This is a genomic window from Pseudomonas sp. AA-38 (genome assembly GCF_029457475.1).
GTDB lineage: Bacteria > Pseudomonadota > Gammaproteobacteria > Pseudomonadales > Pseudomonadaceae > Aquipseudomonas.
This window is the reverse complement of sequence record NZ_CP120359.1, coordinates 242,514-261,372: the sequence shown is the minus strand read 5'-3', so window position 1 is coordinate 261,372 and position 18,859 is coordinate 242,514. Positions and strand designations below refer to the sequence as shown.

Annotated in this window: 18 protein-coding genes; 4 read left to right on the top strand and 14 right to left on the bottom strand. The window is 64.9% G+C overall.

Annotated elements, in window-relative coordinates; genetic code table 11:
* Positions 1-395: 395 nt before the first annotated feature.
* Positions 396-1,634 carry an MFS transporter gene (locus PVE35_RS01210; protein ID WP_268180563.1) on the bottom strand — a complete coding sequence of 413 codons (1,239 nt, stop codon included), beginning with the start codon at positions 1,632-1,634 and terminating at the stop codon, positions 396-398.
* 256 nt (positions 1,635-1,890) lie between these two features.
* Here PVE35_RS01210 and PVE35_RS01205 point away from each other — a divergent pair, with 256 nt between their 5' ends.
* Entirely contained in the window at positions 1,891-2,520 is a 630-nt protein-coding gene (locus PVE35_RS01205) for a class I SAM-dependent methyltransferase (RefSeq protein WP_277373518.1), read from the top strand.
* Positions 2,521-2,526: 6 nt separating this feature from the next.
* On the opposite strand, the gene PVE35_RS01200 is transcribed toward PVE35_RS01205, so the two are convergent.
* The 10 genes from PVE35_RS01200 to dadA all read right to left on the bottom strand — a co-directional run bounded on the left by PVE35_RS01200 (position 2,527) and on the right by dadA (position 12,950).
* Complete coding sequence (locus PVE35_RS01200) at positions 2,527-2,832, bottom strand: NIPSNAP family protein (RefSeq protein WP_277373517.1); 306 nt, start codon at positions 2,830-2,832, stop codon at positions 2,527-2,529.
* A gap of 106 nt (positions 2,833-2,938) precedes the next feature.
* Positions 2,939-5,080: an acetyl-CoA hydrolase/transferase C-terminal domain-containing protein gene (locus PVE35_RS01195; protein ID WP_277373516.1), complete on the bottom strand. Its 2,142-nt coding sequence runs from the start codon at positions 5,078-5,080 to the stop codon at positions 2,939-2,941.
* Positions 5,081-5,283: 203 nt separating this feature from the next.
* On the bottom strand, positions 5,284-6,600 hold the full coding sequence (locus tag PVE35_RS01190; protein WP_277373515.1) for an FAD-binding oxidoreductase: 1,317 nt from the start codon (positions 6,598-6,600) through the stop codon (positions 5,284-5,286).
* A gap of 101 nt (positions 6,601-6,701) precedes the next feature.
* Positions 6,702-8,069 carry a glutamine synthetase family protein gene (locus tag PVE35_RS01185; protein ID WP_277373514.1) on the bottom strand — a complete coding sequence of 456 codons (1,368 nt, stop codon included), beginning with the start codon at positions 8,067-8,069 and terminating at the stop codon, positions 6,702-6,704.
* A 121-nt stretch (positions 8,070-8,190) separates the two neighbouring features.
* Entirely contained in the window at positions 8,191-8,370 is a 180-nt protein-coding gene (locus PVE35_RS01180) for a hypothetical protein (RefSeq protein WP_277374945.1), read from the bottom strand.
* 134 nt (positions 8,371-8,504) lie between these two features.
* Positions 8,505-8,927: a c-type cytochrome gene (locus tag PVE35_RS01175; RefSeq protein ID WP_346772060.1), complete on the bottom strand. Its 423-nt coding sequence runs from the start codon at positions 8,925-8,927 to the stop codon at positions 8,505-8,507.
* Positions 8,928-9,119: 192 nt separating this feature from the next.
* A complete protein-coding gene (locus PVE35_RS01170; RefSeq protein WP_268180555.1) occupies positions 9,120-9,668 on the bottom strand; it encodes a cupin domain-containing protein in 549 nt (182 codons plus the stop codon).
* A 251-nt stretch (positions 9,669-9,919) separates the two neighbouring features.
* Positions 9,920-10,993 (bottom strand): alanine racemase, encoded by a 1,074-nt coding sequence (gene alr, locus PVE35_RS01165; protein ID WP_277373513.1) that lies wholly within the window; start codon positions 10,991-10,993, stop codon positions 9,920-9,922.
* Positions 10,994-11,264: 271 nt separating this feature from the next.
* Positions 11,265-11,612 carry a RidA family protein gene (locus PVE35_RS01160; protein WP_268180551.1) on the bottom strand — a complete coding sequence of 116 codons (348 nt, stop codon included), beginning with the start codon at positions 11,610-11,612 and terminating at the stop codon, positions 11,265-11,267.
* Positions 11,613-11,651: 39 nt separating this feature from the next.
* Positions 11,652-12,950 (bottom strand): D-amino acid dehydrogenase, encoded by a 1,299-nt coding sequence (dadA, locus tag PVE35_RS01155; RefSeq protein WP_268180549.1) that lies wholly within the window; start codon positions 12,948-12,950, stop codon positions 11,652-11,654.
* A 156-nt stretch (positions 12,951-13,106) separates the two neighbouring features.
* Here dadA and dadR point away from each other — a divergent pair, with 156 nt between their 5' ends.
* Positions 13,107-13,595, top strand: a complete 489-nt coding sequence (gene dadR, locus PVE35_RS01150) for a transcriptional regulator DadR (RefSeq protein WP_197857795.1) — start codon at positions 13,107-13,109, stop codon at positions 13,593-13,595.
* 61 nt (positions 13,596-13,656) lie between these two features.
* Here dadR and PVE35_RS01145 read toward each other — a convergent pair whose 3' ends face one another.
* Positions 13,657-14,010, bottom strand: coding sequence for a YkgJ family cysteine cluster protein (locus PVE35_RS01145; protein ID WP_074677774.1), 354 nt, complete (start codon positions 14,008-14,010; stop codon positions 13,657-13,659).
* Between the two features lie 190 nt (positions 14,011-14,200).
* Here PVE35_RS01145 and PVE35_RS01140 point away from each other — a divergent pair, with 190 nt between their 5' ends.
* Entirely contained in the window at positions 14,201-15,502 is a 1,302-nt protein-coding gene (locus PVE35_RS01140; protein ID WP_277373512.1) for an FAD-binding oxidoreductase, read from the top strand.
* 163 nt (positions 15,503-15,665) lie between these two features.
* Here the strand turns inward: PVE35_RS01140 and PVE35_RS01135 are convergent, their stop codons facing one another.
* Positions 15,666-15,884 (bottom strand): DUF1127 domain-containing protein, encoded by a 219-nt coding sequence (locus tag PVE35_RS01135; RefSeq protein WP_277373511.1) that lies wholly within the window; start codon positions 15,882-15,884, stop codon positions 15,666-15,668.
* Between the two features lie 162 nt (positions 15,885-16,046).
* On the opposite strand from PVE35_RS01135, the gene PVE35_RS01130 reads away from it, so the two are divergent.
* Complete coding sequence (locus PVE35_RS01130; RefSeq protein WP_277373510.1) at positions 16,047-17,498, top strand: PLP-dependent aminotransferase family protein; 1,452 nt, start codon at positions 16,047-16,049, stop codon at positions 17,496-17,498.
* Between the two features lie 148 nt (positions 17,499-17,646).
* On the opposite strand, the gene PVE35_RS01125 is transcribed toward PVE35_RS01130, so the two are convergent.
* A complete protein-coding gene (locus tag PVE35_RS01125; protein WP_277373509.1) occupies positions 17,647-18,804 on the bottom strand; it encodes an MFS transporter in 1,158 nt (385 codons plus the stop codon).
* Between the last annotated feature and the right edge of the window lie 55 nt (positions 18,805-18,859).

The window sequence follows — 18,859 nt, the reverse complement described above, 5'->3', positions numbered from 1 at the left end:
CTAGAAAGAACACTGGCAATAAGCATTATCAGTAACAGGCCAAGGCGGTGCGCGATCATGTTTCTCGTCATCCGGTCTTCTCTGGTGGTCGCAAGAACGCCAAGCCTGGCGCTCGCTGGATATGCACGCAATCGCACGGTCAAGGCCCGAGGCATGACGCCCACGCGGCAGCTATACGAAACTCGTCGAGCGACGGTCAGGCGAAATCGGCGGCGGCCCTGCAAGGACGGGCGAGGATCGCACCGGCATCGCGCTCGCGTTGACGAGCGCTAAATCGGGCTGGCGGGCCAGGCCGTTGGCAAAGAGGCATCACCGCTGAGCAGGCAGTATTCGTACATAACCTGGCTCGACTGCGCGCCGATTCTACATGCTTTTGTTCCGCCTGCCCCGTGCGACTATGGTTTGTCCGGCGAAGCATCCTCGAAGCGATCCACCTTGCGCAGGCTCTTGAAGCCGAGCATCCAGCCACCCGTCACCGTCAGGGTGCAGGCGCAGCCGATCAGCGCCGCCGGCACCACGCCGAACCAGGCGGCGCTGGTGCCAGCGCGGAATTCGCCCAGTTCGTTGGAAGAGCCGATAAACAGCATGTTCACCGCATTGACCCGGCCACGCATGGCGTCCGGCGTGGAGAACTGCACCAAGGATGAGCGGATATACATGCTCACCATGTCTGCGCCACCAGCCACCACCAGCGCGGCGAACGACAGCCAGAACAGGCTGGACAGGGCGAACACCAGATTGGCCACACCGAACAGCGCCACCGCGCCGAACATCACCAGGCCGACATGGCGGTTGAACGGCTTCATGCTCAGGTACAGACCGACGGACACCTCACCGATGGCCATGGCGCTGCGCAGCAGGCCAAGGCCGGTCGGGCCGACTTCCAGCACTTCCTGAGCGTAGATCGGCAGCAACGCCACCACGCCGCCGAGCAGCACGGCGAACAGATCCAGCGAGATGGTGCCGAGGATGATCGGCCGCGTGCGGATGAAGTGGATGCCAGCGGTGAAGCGCGCCCAGGCGCTGGACTCCAGGGCCTGCATCTTCTCGGCATAGAGCACCGGCACGCGCTGTAGCAGCATGCAGCCGGCGAGGAAGCAGACCAGGCACACCGAGTAGGTCAGCCCGCCGCCACCGATGGCATACAGGCCTCCACCGATCACCGGCCCGGAGATGGTCGCACCACGCATGATCATGCTGTTGGCAGCAATGGCCGCCGCCAGCCGCTCGCGCGGCACGATCTGTGGCAGCAGACTGGACAGCGCCGGCCCGGTGAAGGCACGCCCGCAGCCGTAGAGCACCAGCACTGCGTAGTACCAGGTGACCGGCGCTCCACTCAACGACAACCACAGCAGCGCCCCGGCACACAGGCCCTCGACCAACCAGCTAAGCATGAGGATCAGCTTGCGGTCGTAGCGGTCGATCAGGTCGCCGGCCGGCATCAACAGCAGCAACATGGGGATGAACTGCGCCAGGCCAACATAGGCCAGCGACAGTGGATCGCGGGTCAGGTCATAGACCTGCCAGGCCACCACGATGGCCTGGATCTGCACGGCGAAGACCACCACGATGCGAGCGATGAGAAATGGCAGGAAGCCGGGCAGGCGGTATACGGAGGCAGGGGCAGCGGACACGACAGATATCTCGGAAGCGTGACCGGTGGGTTCCGGTCGAGGTGAGCCGGGCAATCTAAGGCAAAGCCCAGGCCAGGAGCAAACGAACGAACAGGCTGTTGCACAGATTGCACCGATATGCGGTGGAATCTGTCATCTCCGTGGAGATGACGGTTCATGAACCGTGGTGGATCGATAGAGCGCGATCCACCCTACGCCTGGCCTACCCTGAGGCGCAGTGAAGGGGTTTAATGTCTCTTTTTGCCGGAACACCACCATGCCCCTGAGCCCTGAGCAACTCGCCCAGATCAGCGCCCTCACCCTGGCCCATTACCAGGGCAGCGCCGAGGACTTTCGCGAGGGCACCCGCGACCATGACGTGAGCCAGAACATCGCCGCGCTGCTGCGCCATATCGAGGGGGCCGCGCCCTGGCGCATCCTCGATTTCGGCTGCGGGCCGGGGCGTGACCTGCGCACCTTCAGTGGCCTCGGCCACGAAGCCATCGGTCTGGATGGCTGCGCCGAGTTCGTCGCCATGGCGCGTGCCGACAGCGGCTGCCAGGTATGGCAGCAGAGCTTTCTCGAACTGGAGCTGCCGACCGCGCACTTCGACGGCATCTTCGCCAATGCCAGCCTGTTCCATGTGCCGGATCAGGAGCTGCCGCGCGTGCTCGGCCAGTTGCACACGGCGCTGAAACCCGGCGGCGTGCTGTTCAGCTCCAACCCGCGCGGCGACAACCAGGAGGGCTGGAACGGCCCGCGCTACGGCAGCTATCACGACCTCGAACGCTGGCGCACCCGGCTCACCGCTGCCGGTTTCGTCGAGCTGGAGCACTACTACCGCCCCGCCGGCCTGCCCCGCGAACAACAGCCCTGGCTGGCCAGCGTGTGGCGGCGGCTGGGCTGAGGCCGTTCAGCCAAGCACCGGGCGCATGAAGCTGCGCTCGTAGCTGATCACGCAGCGCGTTTCCTCGGCGTACCGGAAGGCCGCCTGGCATTCGGCATCGGCGAAGGAGTCCTGCCGATAGCGCTCGTAGTCCGCCAGGCTGGGGAAGCTGAAAAGCGCCAGGGCCACGTTGTTGGCCCCCTCCGATGGCAGGAAGTAACCGTGGTGCGTGCCGCCGAACTTTGCCACCAGGGGAATCCACAACTTGGCGTAATGCTCGAATGCATCGAGCTTGTAGGGGTCGATGATGTAGCGCAGGTAGCAGGTGATCATCCGGGTTTCCTTGTGCTGAAACAGGTCTGGATATGAACACATGCCGGGATCGAGCCGCCACCCGGTTTGCATCGGCCCTGCAGAATGCCGGGCCAGGGGAACAGCGTCAGCCGGCCCAGCTCCCGCTGGTCGCCTGCAAACCCGCCAACAGCAAGCGCTGATACAGGGCTTCGCGCACGCCCTCCGGCGCCTCCAGCCCCATGCGTCGCATGTGCTCGGCGAAGGCCGCCGGCTCCGGGGCATCGAGGGTGGCCTTGCCCAGCTCCAGCACCTCGCTCAGGCGCAGTTTGCTCTTGAGCCAGTTGAGGGCGCGCAGCAGATCCTGCTCCACGGGGCTGAAGTCGCAGCCCAGAGGATATTCATCCAACAATGCCCCATGCCGTTCGCGCAGTTGCTCCAGACGCTCGGGCAGGTTGTGGGTGAAGCGCTCGTCCAGGCAAAAATCCTCAGGCAGCTTGCCGGCCTGTTTGGCCTGCTCGATCAACTGCGGCTGGAAGCGCGAGTCGCTGATGTTCAGCAGTGCCTCGATCACCTGGGCATCGGTCTTGCCGCGCAGGTCGGCGATGCCATACTCGGTCACCACCATGTCGCGCAGGTGTCGGGGAATGGTGGCGTGGCCATACTCCCAGACGATGTTGGAGCTGAGCTCACCGCCTGACTCGCGCCAACTGCGCAGCAGCAGGATCGAGCGCGCATCCTCCAGCGCGTGGGCCTGGGCGACGAAGTTGTACTGCCCACCGACGCCGCTGAGCACCCGGCCGTCCTCCAACTGGTCGGCCACGCCGGCACCGAGCAGGGTCATGGTGAACACGGTGTTGATGAAGCGGGCATCGCGACGCTGCAGGCGCTTGAGCGCCTCCTCGCCGTACAGCTCGTTGATGTAGCGGATGCCGGTCATGGCGAAGCGTTGGCGCTCGGCGTCATCGAGCTCACGCAAGCGCTGATAGAAGCTTGCCGGGCCGAGGAAGAAACCACCATGTAACACCACCCCGGCGCCGGCGCTGCCGAGGCAGGCTTGCAGGCGCGCCTGCGTCTGCGGGTCGCGCAAATCCGCCGCCACGCGGCTGCCATCTGGCCAGTGCAGGTAGCCGTCCTGCCACTGCACATCGCCTTGCAGCAGGCCGCTGCCGCGCAACCAGTGCAGGTCGTCCGCCCTCAGTTGCGCCGGCAGCCCGATATCGAGCAAGGCCTGCACACTGCGCAGGCGGCCCTGCTCGTCCAGCGCACCGCTGTCGGCCAGACGTTGCAGGCGCAGATCCGCGTAGACCTGGCGCCGCACCAGACCGGCCTCGGCCAGGGCCAGCAGGCCGTTGACGAACATTTCGCTGCAGCCGTACAGGCCCTGGTCGAGGGGTTGCAGGCCGCCATTGGCGGTGATCGCCTGCGCCCAGTGCTCCGCACCAAGATCCTGTAACAGGGCGCGATAGCCGCTGTTGTCCTGCTGCCGCGCCATCAACGCCGCCGCCAGGGCATCCCCCATCGAACCAATGCCGATTTGCAGGGTGCCGCCATCGCGCACCAGGGTGCTGGCCAGCAGGCCGATGCAATGATCCTGCAGCGACACCGGCATGTTCGGTGTGGAGAACAGCGTGGTGCGCTCGTCCTCGACTATGTGAATGTCGAACGTCTCGCGCGGCACCTCGGCATCGCCCGCCATGTACGGCAGGTCACTGTGGATCTGGGCCACGCTGAGGATGGTTTCGCCGGCGGCGCGACGGCGTTCCAGCAGGGGCAGCAGGTCGAGGCTCACGTCCGGGTTGCAGCTCAGGCTGAAGTGCTCGGGCTGCCCAGCATCGGCAGCAACGAGCTGGGCCACCACGTTCAACCCCTTGGCATTCAGGTCACGGGCGACGTGGCTGTAGTTGCTGCTGATGTAATCCTGCTGCGCCGGCTCGCACTCCAGCAGGCTGCCCGGTTGGAAGAAGAACTGCTCGACCCTGACATTGGCCGGCAGCTTGTCGCCGTGCAGATCGGCGAGAAAATCCAGCTCGGGGTAATCACCGAAGACCCGCTCGACGAAGGGCTCGAGAAAGCGTTGCTGCAGCTCCTGACCAGCGCGCGGACGCGCCAGGCACAGCGCCGTGTAGATGGTCAGTTGCCGCTCGGGCATCTGCCGCACCCGCGCATAGAGCGCGTTGACCCAGCGATTGGGCTTGCCCAGCCCCAGCGGCAAACCGAGGTGGATGGGCCCGTCGATTTCGCTCAGTACGCGGTCGACGGCTTGCTCGAGGGTACAGGTGTACGGCATCTGGCGCTCCTCAGGACATCCCTGGCAATTGCGGCTTGGACTGCATCGTCAGCGTCATGGTTGCATGGTGACCCTCCGCATAGAATGGCCCTTGCGGCGCGAAAGCGCACAAGTGAGGTCACACCCGCAGGATGGGGAGAGTCACGCGATACCCGTCACGCTGCTCCGGGTATCGCTGCGCTCGCCCCAGGCTACGCCCCTTCTCAGCGCAGCTTCTCCAGCATCTGGTAGTACCACATGCCCGCCGCCAGCATCGGGTTGCCGAGCTGGTCGCCCAGCGGCACCTTGATGTGCTTGCAGGCGGCGAAGGTGTCGAACTGTTCCAGATCGCCGGTGATCGCCTTGGCCATGATCTCGCCCATGATGTGGCTGGTCGCCACGCCGTGGCCGGAGTAGCCCTGGCAGTACCAGACGTTGCTCGAAAGCTTGCCCAGTTGCGGGATGCGGTTCATCACGATGCCCATGGCGCAGCTCCACTGGAAGTCGATCGGCACACCCTTGAGCTGCGGGAAGGTGCGCTCGATGCACGGGCGCAGCTCGCCGGCGATGTCCCGTGAATCACGCCCGGAGTAGTTGGCGCCACCGCCGAACAGCAAGCGGCCGTCGCCGGTAAGGCGGTAGTAGTCGAGCACGAAGCGGCAGTCGTAGACCGCCAGATCGAAGGGGTTGATTGCCTCGATCTGCGTCTGGCTCAAGGGGGCGGTGGTGACGATACCGCCCATGGCCGGGAAGATCAGGCCCTTGAGTTTGCGCCGCTCCAGCTTGTGATAGACGTCGCCGGCCAGCAGCACCTGCTTGGCCTCGATGCGCCCGCCCTTAGTCACCACTGCCGGACGCGGGCCATGGACGATATCCAGCACCTCGGAGTGCTCGAAGATCAGCGCGCCCAGGCTCTCAGCTGCCCTGGCTTCGCCGAGGCACAGGTTGAGCGGGTGCAGGTGCATGTTGCGGGTGTTCTTCAGCGCGCCGCAGTACAGCTCGCTGCCCAGTTGCGCACGCACACCGGCGGCATCGAGCAGGGTGACATCGGCCTCCATGCCACGACGCTGCGCTTCCTCAAAGGAGGCCTTGAGCTCGTCCATGTGGCTGGGCTTCATCGCCGTATGCAGGTGGCCGTGCTTGAGGTCGCAGTCGATACCGTATCTGGCCACGCGGTTCTTGATGATTTCGTGGCCGCGCCAGCGCAGGTGCCAGATGAAGTCGTCCACCTCCTCGCCCAGGGTATTGCGCATCTGCTTGCGCATGGCCTCATCGCCGGACAGGCTGCCGGTGACCTGGCCGCCGTTGCGCCCACTGGCACCCCAGCCGACCTTGTGGGTTTCCACCACGGCCACCTTGAGGCCACGCTCGGCCAGCTCCACCGCCGTAGCGATACCGGTGAAACCACCACCGATGATGGCCACGTCGACGGTCACGCTGCCCTGCAGCGTCGGGTAGTCGCTCTCGAAGTTGAGCGAGGCCGCGTAGTAGGACGGCGCACGCTCGGCGGCGGGTTTGACGGGTTGCTCGATCGTGTTCATTGCAAAATCCTTGTGGCGGTTGCCGCCGTAGGGTGCGCCGTGCGCACCACAAATGGGGTCGGTGCGCACGGCCTAGGCAGCCCCGCGGCACCCTACGAATGTCAGGCGTTACTCAGATACCAGCGCCAGTCCTGCTCGCCGACTTCGCCCATGAACTGGCGGTATTCGGCGCGCTTGACCGCGAGATAAACCTTGAGGAACTCGGCGCCAAAGGCTTCGCGCGCCCAGCCTGAATCTTCCAGCGCCTGGATCGCCGCCGACCACTGGGTCGGCAGATGTTCCGTGGCCTGGGCATAGCCATTGCCCTCCACCGGTGCGCCGGGGTCGAGGCCTTCGCGAATGCCCCGGTGAATGCCGGCGAGGATCGCAGCGGCAGCGAGATAGGGGTTGGCATCGGCACCGCAGATGCGGTGCTCGACATGCCGGGTGTTCGCCGGGCCACCGGGCACGCGCAGGCTGACGGTACGGTTATCCACACCCCAGGTGGGCGCCAGCGGCGCATAGCTGTTGGCCTGAAAACGGCGGTAGGAATTAGCGTTGGGGCAGAACAACAGCAGCGAGTCGAGCAGGCAAGCGAGCATGCCGCCCACAGCCTGGCGCAGCAGCGGCGTACCGGCGGGATCTTCACTGGCGAACAGATTGTTGCCCTGCCCATCGGCCAGGCTGACATGCATGTGCATGCCAGTGCCGGCCAGGTGGTCGAAAGGTTTGGCCATAAAGCAGGCCTGCATGCCATGGGCATGGGCCACGCCCTTGACCAGGCGCTTGTAGCGCACCGCCTGATCCATCGCCGCCAGCGCCCGGCCATGCTCCAGGGTGATTTCCACCTGGCCGGGAGCGTATTCGGAAATCGCCGTGCGCGCCGGAATGCCCTGCGCCTTGCAGGCGGCATAGAGATCGCGCAGGAAGGGTTCGATCTGCTCCAGCTCACGCAGGCCGTAGACCTGGGTCTGCCGTGGGCGGCCGCCGTCGGCATCCAGCGCCGGCTGCGGGCGGCCCTGGGCATCGCGCTTCTGGTCGAGCAAATAGAACTCCAGCTCGCAGGCCATCACTGGGTAGTAACCATCGTCTTCGAGCTGCTCGATCACCCGGATCAGCAACTGGCGAGGATCGGCCGGCGTGGCCGGCAGGCCTTCGCTGGGGTGCATCGACACCTGCACGGCGGCGGTGGGCATCTGCCGCCAGGGCAGGCGCACCAGGCTGCCGGGCAGCGGGTAGGCGCGGCAGTCGATATCACCGACATCCCAGACCAGGCCGGTGTCCTCGACGTCCTCGCCCTGGATGCTCAGGCCGAGCATGGTGCTCGGCAGCGGCCGGCCGCTTTCGTACAGTGCCAGCAGTTCCTCGCGGTGCAGCAGCTTGCCGCGCGGCACGCCATTGGCGTCGAGGATGAACAGCTCGATCAGTTCGATATCGGGATTGCTGGCCAGGAAATCCTGGGCTTCCTGCACAGCAGCGAAAGTCGTCATGTTGCGCTCGCTTGCGCCAGTGGGGCGCTCGGTGTCCGCACGGCCCGCTCGCTTCGTGAACGGGTTGCACAGGCAGACAAGGTGATAGCAGCGGCTGCGGACATGGCGCAGCCATCGGTTCTCAGCGGGCGGGGACGGCGTCCGGCGGGCGCGCGTGGCGGCAGTGCCACAAGGCCCAGAAGGCGAGGATGATGCTCAGCAGCGGGTTGAGCCGCTGCAACAGACGCCTGCGCGCCGGGGCGCGGTAGAGCGGAACATGGACTTGGCAGGCCAGGGAGATCATGGCTTGGCAGCGTCGCACAGGGTTTGACGTGCGTTAAATCGGGTTTTTCAAACCTTCGGATTGCAACTGGCTAAACAATCAACTCGCACACTGCCCGAACGACGCGCAGAAAAAAGCCGCCTCTGGGGCGGCTCTTCGTGGAAGCGTCGGGCTTACAGGCCAGACATCTTCTTGATCGCGGCGCGCAGCTCGTCTTCCGAGCAATCGGCACAGGTGCCTTTCGGCGGCATGGCGTTGATGCCGGAGATGGCCTTGGCCAGGATGCCGTCGAGGCCGCCCTGGTGGTCGGCGCGGTCTTTCCAGGCAGCGGTGTCACCGATCTTCGGTGCGCCCAGCACGCCGGTGCCATGGCAGGCGTTGCAGTGCTTGGCAATGATGTCATCGGCGCTGCGCGCACCACCACCGGCAGATGCGGCGACGGTTTCCACGCCCTTGCATTCCTCACCCATGACGCACACTTCACCGACCGGCTTGAGGCGTTCGGCAATGGCTTCATCGGTCGTGGCCTGAGCAGTCACTGCCCACAGGGCCAATACGACAGCCGGAGCTGCCAGCATGTTCTTCATCAGATTCACGGTACACCCTCTTCGTGGCTAGTCACGCCCGCGGCCACGGTTTCGCGAGCGGGCGACAGTATAACGATTAGCCAGCCTGGCTGAAACAACACATTTGTCGCAGGAAAGCAGCCATAAGTCTCAAGCCGCTAGCGAAACGGGTCGCCCCAGTGCTGCTACTTGCAGCTTGAAGCTTGTGGCTTGTAGCTGCCTTTAAAAATTCGCCGGCGAGGTGGCGCTGATCAGCCGCGCGGGCACGTCGAAGGGATTGCGAAAGCGATGTGGCTTGCTGCTCTCGAAGTAGTAGCTGTCGCCCGGCTCCAGCACGAACACCTCGTTGCCGACGGTCAGCTCCAGACGGCCTTCGACCAGCATGCCGGCTTCTTCGCCTTCGTGGGCATACATGTCGTCGCCAGTGTCGGCACCGGCCGGGTAGGTTTCGTCGAGGAAGGCGATGGCGCGGCTGGGATGGGCCTTGCCGATCAGCTTCATGGTGATGGCGCCACTGCAGATGTCGGTCAGCTCGGCCGCACGGTAGACCACCTGGGTCTGGTTCTCCTGCTCCAGATCGAGGGAGAAGAACTCCACCAGCGACATGGGGATACCACTGAGCACCTTCTTCAGCGAACTGATGGAGGGGCTGACGCTGTTCTTCTCGATCATCGAGATGGTGCTGTTGGTGACGCCCGCACGCTTGGCGAGTTCACGCTGGGATAGACCTTTGAGCTTACGAATCGATTGCAGGCGAACGCCGACGTCCAATGTGGTTGCCCTCCCTCAAGAGGTGGATACGGAAAAAGTGTCCGTATCATGGCATAGCGTTCGGAATTTACAACAGCAGCGTGCAGACTCCCCTACAGGACACCTCTAAAAACGTAGGCGAGGCAGGCAGCGCAAGGCAAAAACAGGCGAAGAAGCGCAGTTTACGTGTTGTAAATGAGCATTCTGAGCCTGTTTTTAACGCCGCGATGGCAACGCAGGTAGTTTTTTGAGGTGCCCTACAGAAGGCGGGCTCAGCCCCCGACATAGTGCAGCGGCGCCCGGCGCAGGTTGCAGAAAATCTGGTAGGGAATGCTGCCCGCCGCCATGGCCACCTCACTGGCCAGCACCTGCTTGCCCCATAGCTCGACCCGGCTGCCCAGGCCGGCCTGCGGCAGGTCGGTGAGGTCGACGGTGAGCATGTCCATCGATACACGGCCGATCAGGCGGCTGAGCTGGCCATCCACCGCTACCGGGGTGCCGGTCGGCGCATGCCGTGGATAACCATCGGCATAGCCCATGGCGACCACACCGACGCGGGTCGGCCGCTCGGCGATGAAGCGCGCGCCATAGCCGACCGGCTCGCCGGCCGGCAGTTCACGCACGCTGATGATCTTGGATTCCAGGGTCATCACCGGCTGCAGGCGCGCCGCCTGCTCCTGCGCCTGCTCGAACGGCGTGGCGCCATACAGCATGATACCGGGGCGCACCCAGTCACTCGGCACCTGTGGCCAGCCCAGCACGGCCGGCGAGTTGCGCAGGCTGACCTCGGCAGCCAGGCCCTCGCGCGCCTGCAGGAACACCGCCAGTTGCTCGGTCGTGCGCTCGCACTCAGGCTCGTCGGCGCGGGCGAAGTGGCTCATCAGCACGATCTTGCTGACCTTGCCGCTGGCCAGCAGGCGGCGATAGGCGTTCTGGTATTCGGCCGGGTGCAGGCCGACTCGATGCATGCCGGAATCCAGCTTGAGCCAGAGCGTCAGCGGCCTGCTCAGGCGCGCCTGTTCGATGGCCTCGATCTGCCAATGGGCATGCACCACGCACCACAGGTCATGCTGGTCGATCAGTGCCAGTTCGTCGGCCTCGAAAAAGCCTTCGAGCAGCAGGATAGGCGCGCGGATCCCCGCCTCGCGCAGCGCCAACGCCTCTTCGATGCAGGCCACGGCGAAGCCATCGGCCTCGGCTTCCAACGCCTGCGCACAGCGCACTGCACCGTGCCCGTAGGCATCGGCCTTGACCACGGCCAGGGCACGAGCGCCGCTCAATTCTCGGGCCAGTCGGTAGTTATGACGCAGGGCATCGAGGTCGATCAGGGCACGGGCGGGGCGCATGGTTCGCTATTTCTCACTGCTTCGCTGGTTTCGTAGCCCGGATGCAATCCGGGGCCTTGCAATTGCCATCCCCGGATTGCATCCGGGCTACAGACTATAAAAAAAGCCCGGCGGGGAACCGGGCGAGAAGCCAACACAAAAAATTGTCTGGAACAATTTTTGACGTCGCCCTGCGACGGCCCGTAAGGGCGGCCGCCAGGGATGGCAGGCCGCAAAAAATTGTCCGCACCGATGTTCGACGTCGCCCCGCGACAGCCAGGGCGAGGCCGCCTCAGACAGCCGCCACCACACACATCTCCACCAGCACTTCGGGCTTGTACATCTGCGCCTCGACGCAGGCGCGCGCCGGTGCGTTGCCCTCGGCGACCCAGGCGTCGTACTCGGCGTTGAGGCCGCCGTAGTCGGCCATGTCCTTGAGGAAGATGGTCAGCGAGAGAATCTTGCTCTTGTCGCTACCGGCCTCGGCCAGCATCTTGTCGATGTTGGCCAGGGTCTGACGGGTCTGCTCGCGGATGTCGCCGCCGAAGTCATCGGCCAACTGGCCGGCGAGGTAAACGGTGCCGTTGTGGATCACCACTTCGCTGTAGCGCTTTTCCACATGCAGGCGCTGGATCGACATAGGGGTAAAGCTCCTTCGATTACAGGGGCACGCAGGCTATCAGGTACGCAACGGCTGCGGTGCACCGTGCACTTCACGCGCCTTGCGCGAATAACGCGAGATATCCAGGCCGTCGGCGCTGATCTGCGGGCGCTTGTTGGCCATCAGATCGGCGAGCAGGCGACCGGAGCCGCAGGCCATGGTCCAGCCCAGGGTGCCGTGGCCGGTATTGAGGAACAGGTTGCGGTAGGCGGTGGCGCCGACGATGGGGGTGCCATCGGGGGTGGCCGGACGCAAGCCGGTCCAGAAGTCGGCGCGCTGCAGGTCGCCGCCTTGCGGGTACAAGTCGGCGGTGATCATTTCCAGGGTTTCGCGGCGACGCGGGTTGAGCGACAGGTCGAAACCGGCGATCTCGGCCATGCCGCCCACACGGATGCGATTGTCGAAACGGGTGATGGCCACCTTGTAGGTCTCGTCGAGGATGGTCGACTTGGGCGCCATGTCCGCATCGACGATGGGCACGGTCAGCGAATAGCCCTTGAGCGGGTACACCGGGGCGCGGATGCCCAGCGGCTTGAGCAGTTGCGGGCTGTAGCTGCCGAGGGCGAGCACGTAGCGGTCGGCGGTTTCCAGCTTGCCGTCGATCCACACGCCGTTGATGCGCTCGCCCACGGCGTCCAGGCGCTGGATGTTCTGGCCGAAACGGAACTCGACGCCGAGCGCCTTGGCCATGTCCGCCAGCTTGGTGGTGAACATCTGGCAGTCGCCGGTCTGATCGTTGGGCAGGCGCAGGGCACCGGCCAGCTTGTGTTTGACGCCAGCCAGCGCCGGTTCGACGCGGGCGATGGCGTCACGGTCGAGCAGCTCGAAGGGCACGCCGGAGGCTTCCAGCACGGCGATGTCCTTGGCAGCGGCATCGACCTGGGCCTGGGTGCGGAACAGTTGGGTGGTACCGAGCTGGCGGCCTTCGTAGGCGATGCCGGTCTCGGCGCGCAGCTCGTCGAGGCAATCGCGGCTGTACTCGGACAGACGCACCATGCGCTCCTTGTTGATCGCATAGCGGCTGGCGGTGCAGTTGCGCAGCATCTGCGCCATCCACAGGTACTGGTCGACGTCACCGGTGGCCTTGATCGCCAGCGGCGCGTGTTTCTGCAGCAGCCACTTGATGGCCTTCAGCGGCACGCCCGGGGCGGCCCAGGGCGAAGCGTAGCCGGGGGAGACCTGGCCGGCGTTGGCAAAGCTGGTTTCCAAGGCCGGGCCATCCTGGCGGTCGACCACCACCACCTCGAAGCCCTGACGGGCGAGGTAGTAAGCACTGGCGGTACCAATCACACCGCTGCCGAGAACCAGAACACGCATGTTTTTCTCCCCGCCGCGCCCAAGGCACGTACGTTACAGGCCATTGTTGTCGATGGGCGCAGTATAGGAAGAGCCGTGCAGTGCTTTTCACCATATACACAGCTATATTTGGCGAGAATTCTCGGCAAAAAGCCGTTTTACAGAGGCGGATTCCCCATGAGAACCCAGCATCAAAGCCGTCGTGAACTGGACAAGATCGACCGCAATATCCTGCGCATTCTGCAGGAGGACGGGCGCATCAGCTTCACCGAACTGGGCGAGCGCGTGGGCCTGTCGACCACGCCCTGCACCGAGCGCGTACGCCGCCTGGAGCGCGAAGGGATCATCATGGGCTACCACGCCCGCCTCAACCCGCAGCACCTCAAGGCCAGCCTGCTGGTGTTCGTCGAGATCAGCCTGGACTACAAGTCCGGCGACACCTTCGAGGAATTCCGCCGCGCCGTGCTCAAGCTACCGCATGTGCTGGAATGCCATCTGGTGTCCGGCGACTTCGACTACCTGGTGAAGGCACGCATCAACGAGATGGCCAGCTACCGCAAGCTGCTCGGCGACATCCTGCTCAAGCTGCCGCACGTGCGCGAGTCGAAGAGTTATATCGTCATGGAAGAGGTGAAGGAATCGCTGGCCCTGCCCGTGCCGGAGTGAAGCAGCGGCAAGCTGCAAGCGACAAGCCTCAAGTTGAAAAGCGGCTAGCCCTGTAGGTTGTTTACACCAAGCGCTGCCGGGTGGTGGCGATCAGGCGGTGCACCTGGCGCTCCACCGCCGGCTCGATGGGCTGCTCCGGCCCACGTCCATGCGGGCACGGCAGGTTCGGCGTGGTGCCGAACAGGCGGCAGATCAGCGGGCGCTGGTCATACACCTCGCAGCCGTTCGGCCCCAGATGCACGCAGTTGTACTCGGCCAGCGCCGCGTCGTGTTCGGCATCGCTCTTGACCGGCAGGCGCGCCAGCTCCTCGGACGAAGCCGTGACCGGCCCACAGCAGTCATGGCAGCCTGGCACGCAGTCGAAGCGCGGAATCTGCCGGCGCAGGTGGTCGATCTTGCGGTCGGTGCAGCTCATGTTCGGTGATCCTGAAACGGAACCGACAGTCTAGCGTAGCCCGGATGCAATCCGGGGCCGCCCATTGCCGAACCCTGTCTGCGCGGCGACGGACGAAACCACAGGCATTTTCCACTAACCTCTTGGCGCACTGCCGCTACCGCGCTTATTCTGCGTTGAATTTTCCACACAGCCATTCAGGATTTCGCACATGAACGCCCGCGTTCACCAGCCTCAGCATGCCGCGTCCTACTATGCCGCCAGCCTCAATCGCCAGTTGGCCTACCCGCCGCTGCAAGGCGAGGTGAAGGTGGACGTGTGCGTGATCGGTGGCGGCTTCAGCGGCCTGAACACGGCCATCGAACTGGCGCAGAAGGGTTTCAGCGTGGCCCTGCTGGAGGCCCACAAGATCGGCTGGGGCGCCAGCGGGCGCAACGGCGGACAACTGATCCGCGGCGTCGGCCATGGCGTCGAGCAGTTCGAGTCGGTGGTCGGCACAGAAGGCGTGCGCCAGTTCAAGCTGATGGGCCTGGAGGCGGTGGAGATCGTGCGCGAGCGCGTGGCGCAGTTCCAGATCGACTGCGACCTGACCTGGGGCTACTGCGACCTGGCCAACAAGCCCGCCCACCTCGATGACTTCGCCACTGACAAGGCCGAGCTGGAAAGCCTCGGCTACCGTCACGAGCTGCGCCTGATCCCCAAAGAGCGCGTGCATGAGGTGGTGGGCTCGGACAACTACCACGGCGCCATGATCGACATGGGCTCTGGGCACCTGCACCCGCTCAACCTGGCGCTCGGCGAAGCGGCGGCGGCGCAGTCGCTGGGCGTGCAACTGTTCGAGGATTCAGCCGTCACCCGCATCGATTACGGCAGCGAAGTGCGCGTACACACCGCCAGCGGGCAGGTGCGTGCCAACACCCTGGTACTGGCCTGCAATGCCTACCTCAACGGGCTGAACTCGCAGTTGGGCGGCAAAGTACTGCCCGCCGGCAGCTATATCATCGCCACCGAGCCTCTGTCCGAAGAACAGGCGCGGCAACTGATCCCGCAGAACATGGCGCTGTGCGACCAGCGCGTGACGGTGGATTACTACCGCCTCTCCGCCGACCGCCGCCTGCTGTTCGGCGGCGCCTGCCACTACTCCGGGCGCGACCCGGCGGATATCGCCGGCTACATGCGGCCGAAGATGCTCAAGGTGTTCCCGCAACTGGCCAACGTGCGCATCGACTACCAGTGGGGCGGCATGATCGGCATTGGTGCCAACCGCCTGCCGCAGATCGGCCGGCTCAAGGATCAGCCCAACGTGTTCTACGCTCAGGCCTATTCCGGCCATGGCGTGAACGCCACGCACCTGGCCGGCAAGCTGCTCGGCGAGGCCATCGCCGGCCAGGTTGGCGGCGGTTTCGAGCTGTTCGCCAAGGTGCCGCACATGACCTTCCCCGGCGGCCGCTACCTGCGCTCGCCCTTGCTGGCGCTGGGCATGCTCTGGCATCGGTTGAAGGAAGTGCTGTAAGCGGATCCGCCTGGCGTGGCTCAGGCCGGTGACAGGCATTGGCGCTGTCTGATGCGCCGCCTGGTGGGTTACGCAGCGCACGAACCTGGCCGTGGCTGGCAGAGCGGTGTACGGCGCTGCTAACCCACCCTACGACGCCAATGCCCGAGTCTGGATTTATACGCTAGAACATCTTCCACAACGGCAGGCACGCTTCGCGATTGGCCTCGGCGCGGGTCAGACCGATGTCGGCCAGGGCCTCGTCGCTCAGGTGGCGCAGCTCACGGCTGGTGTGGAAACGGCGCCAGACGTTCGTCCAACTCCACCCCTGCTCAGGCTGGGCTGGCGCCTCACGCAGGCCGATGCTGCCCGCTCCTCTGGCTACCTCGTCGATCACACGCATGGTTCCGTCCTCCTGGTGCGTTCATGGGAAACCAGCATGCACCGGGCAGAAAAACCATGACAGATTCAAAAAACCTCTATTAACTCCATACAGAACGGCTCCTATTCCATCTGCATGGCGGAATAATGGCCAATCTGTACTGGTTTGGCGGACGAGGTTGCCATGACGCTGTACCTGAACCTGGCCGAAGAGATCGGCATACGCATCAAGCAGGGGCTTTACCGGCCGGGTGATCGTCTGCCCTCGGTGCGCAACCTGAGCCAGGAGCACGGCGTCAGCCTGAGCACGGTGCAGCAGGCCTACCGCCTGCTGGAAGACCAGGGCCTGGCCACGCCGCGCCCCAAGTCGGGCTACTTCGTCTGCGCGCCGCGCCAGGCACCAGCGCTGCCGCAGATCAGCCGGCCGGCGCAAAGGCCGGTGGAAGTCTCGCAGTGGGATCACGTGCTGGAGCTGATCAGCAGCACCGCCCAGCCGCACGTTCTACAGCTAGGCCGGGGCCGTCCGGACATCAGCGGTGCCACCCTCAAGCCGCTGCTGCGCAATCTCTCGCGCCAGGCGCGGCGCCAGGAGCCCGAAGTGCTCACCTATGGCGACATACGCGGCGAGCTTCGCCTGCGCCAGCAGATCGCCCGGCTGATGCTCGACTCCGGCTGCCGCCTGGCCGCCGAAGACCTGGTCATCACCACCGGCTGCCATGAAGCGCTGTCGGCGGCGATCCGCGCCATCTGCCAGCCAGGGGACATAGTCGCCGTGGACTCGCCCAGCTTCCATGGCGTGATGCAGGCGCTCAAGGGCTTCGGCATGAAGGCTCTGGAACTGCCCACCGACCCGCTCACCGGGATCAACCTCGACGCCCTGGAAATGGCCCTGGAGCAATGGCCGATCAAGGCCATCCAGCTCACGCCGACCTGCAACAACCCGCTCGGCTACATCATGCCCGAGGCCAACAAGCGCGCCCTGCTGGCGCTGGCGCAGCGCTTCGACGTGGCCATCATCGAGGACGATGTCTACGCCGACCTGGCCTACAGCTACCCGCGCCCGCGCAGCATCAAGTCCTATGACGAAGACGGCCGCGTGCTGTTCTGCAGCTCCTTCTCCAAGACCCTGGCCCCCGGTCTGCGCGTGGGCTGGATAGCACCGGGGCGCTATCTGGAGCAGGTGGTGCACATGAAGTACCTGGGCACCGGCAGCACCGCGCAACTGCCGCAACTGGCGCTGGCCGACTACCTCGCCGATGGCCATTACGAACCGCACCTGCGGCGCATGCGCGCCCAGTATCTGCGTGGCCGTGATCTGATGGTGGACTGGGTCAGCCGTTACTTCCCGCCAGGCACGCGAGTCAGCCAGCCACAGGGCAGTTTCATGCTCTGGGTGGAGATGCCCCAGGGCTTCGACAGCCAGAAGCTCAATCGCGCCCTGCTGCCACACAGGATTCAGGTGGCACCGGGCAGCATCTTCTCGGCGGCGGGCAAGTACCGCAACTGCATCCGCCTGAACTACGCCGAGCCGCCCAGCGCGGCACTCGAAGCCGCCGTGCGGCAGATCGGCGCGACCATCGCCGAACTGCTCAAAGACACCGAGCTGGAGCAATCACAAGCGCTAACAGGCCGTTGAAAAACGTAGGCGAGGCAGCCAGTGCAAGGCAAAAACAGGTGAAAAAGCGGAGTTTACGAGTTGTAAATGAGCATTTTGAGCCTGTTTTTAACGCAGCAATGGCAACGCAGGTAGTTTTTCAACAGCCTGCTAAGCCAGTGGCGCTGAATCAGGAACGCGCGGCAGACGCCCCGTCGAATTCGGCAAAGGCACTGCGCTGGCTGGCCAGCACGATGAATACCAGGGCGCCAGCGGCCATCATCAGCGGCAGGGCATGGCCGCTCAGCCACTGGCTCACCGCGCCGGTGAGCAGCGGCCCGATCAGACAGCCCAAGCCCCAGAGCTGAGCGACATGGGCATTGGCGCGCACCAGCTCGTCATCGCGGTAACGCTCGCCAATCAGGATCAGCGACAGGGTGAACAGGCCACCGGCACTGGCACCGAAGGCGACGAACACCGGCCAGATCAGTGGCGTGTGCAAGAGCAGCGGAATCGCCAGGCTGGACAGCAGCAGCACCAGACCACAGCCACGGAACAGGGTACGTCGCGACATGCGGTCGGCCAGCCAGCCGATGGGCAGTTGCAGTACGGCATCGCCGATCACCACCACGCTGACCATCAGCAGCGCCACCTCCTGGGTGAAGCCCTGGCGCAAGCCGTAGATCGGCAGCAGGGTCAGCATCATCGCCTCGAAGGCGGCGAACAGCATCACCGCCCAGGCAATCGCCGGCAGCTTGCGGCAGAACACCGGCAGGCCCCGGCCCGAGGCGCTGTGCGCATCCACACTGGGGGCGCCGCTGCGGCCAAGGAGGATCAGCGAACCGCCGATCAGTAGCCCCACGCCCGTCCAGAAGCCCCGGTCGCTGTCCGTGCCCAAGGCGGTGAGCAACAAGGGGCCGCTGAGCTGGCTCAGCGCATAGCCGGTGCCATACAGCGCCACCAGACGCCCGCGCCACTTCTCCACGGCAAGCTGGTTGATCCAGCTCTCACCGAGCACGAACACCACGGTAAGCGCCACACCGATGAACAGGCGCAAGGCAACCCACACGGCATAGTTCTGCACCAGCGCCAGCCCGGCCACCGACAGCGCGCCGAGCAGCAGGCACAGTTGCATCAGCAAGGTGGTGCCGAAGCGCGCCGCCAGACGCCCGGCCAGCGAGGCGCCAAGCAGCACGCCCACGGCCGGCGTGGCCGCCATCACACCGATGGCGAAGGAATCGTAGCCCCAGCTCTCCAGGCGCAACGACACCAGCGGCATGGTCACGCCCAGCGCCAGGCCGATGCTGATGACCGCCGCGCAGACGGCGAAATAAGTGCCCCAACGCATGGCCAGATTCCTTCTTTGTCGTGGCGGGAATGCAAAACGGCTGGACTTCCCCAGG

What these genes read in the sequence shown, in the direction of transcription:
- PVE35_RS01200 (WP_277373517.1), bottom strand. Translation starts at nt 2,832, where the DNA reads ATGATCACCTGCTACCTGCGCTACATCATCGACCCCTACAAGCTCGAT.
- PVE35_RS01130 (WP_277373510.1), top strand. Translation starts at nt 16,047, where the DNA reads ATGACGCTGTACCTGAACCTGGCCGAAGAGATCGGCATACGCATCAAG.
- dadR (WP_197857795.1), top strand. Translation starts at nt 13,107, where the DNA reads ATGAGAACCCAGCATCAAAGCCGTCGTGAACTGGACAAGATCGACCGC.
- dadA (WP_268180549.1), bottom strand. Translation starts at nt 12,950, where the DNA reads ATGCGTGTTCTGGTTCTCGGCAGCGGTGTGATTGGTACCGCCAGTGCT.
- PVE35_RS01135 (WP_277373511.1), bottom strand. Translation starts at nt 15,884, where the DNA reads ATGCGTGTGATCGACGAGGTAGCCAGAGGAGCGGGCAGCATCGGCCTG.
- PVE35_RS01160 (WP_268180551.1), bottom strand. Translation starts at nt 11,612, where the DNA reads ATGTCGATCCAGCGCCTGCATGTGGAAAAGCGCTACAGCGAAGTGGTG.
- PVE35_RS01195 (WP_277373516.1), bottom strand. Translation starts at nt 5,080, where the DNA reads ATGCCGTACACCTGTACCCTCGAGCAAGCCGTCGACCGCGTACTGAGC.
- PVE35_RS01190 (WP_277373515.1), bottom strand. Translation starts at nt 6,600, where the DNA reads ATGAACACGATCGAGCAACCCGTCAAACCCGCCGCCGAGCGTGCGCCG.
- PVE35_RS01145 (WP_074677774.1), bottom strand. Translation starts at nt 14,010, where the DNA reads ATGAGCTGCACCGACCGCAAGATCGACCACCTGCGCCGGCAGATTCCG.
- alr (WP_277373513.1), bottom strand. Translation starts at nt 10,993, where the DNA reads ATGCGCCCCGCCCGTGCCCTGATCGACCTCGATGCCCTGCGTCATAAC.
- PVE35_RS01205 (WP_277373518.1), top strand. Translation starts at nt 1,891, where the DNA reads ATGCCCCTGAGCCCTGAGCAACTCGCCCAGATCAGCGCCCTCACCCTG.
- PVE35_RS01140 (WP_277373512.1), top strand. Translation starts at nt 14,201, where the DNA reads ATGAACGCCCGCGTTCACCAGCCTCAGCATGCCGCGTCCTACTATGCC.
- PVE35_RS01125 (WP_277373509.1), bottom strand. Translation starts at nt 18,804, where the DNA reads ATGCGTTGGGGCACTTATTTCGCCGTCTGCGCGGCGGTCATCAGCATC.
- PVE35_RS01185 (WP_277373514.1), bottom strand. Translation starts at nt 8,069, where the DNA reads ATGACGACTTTCGCTGCTGTGCAGGAAGCCCAGGATTTCCTGGCCAGC.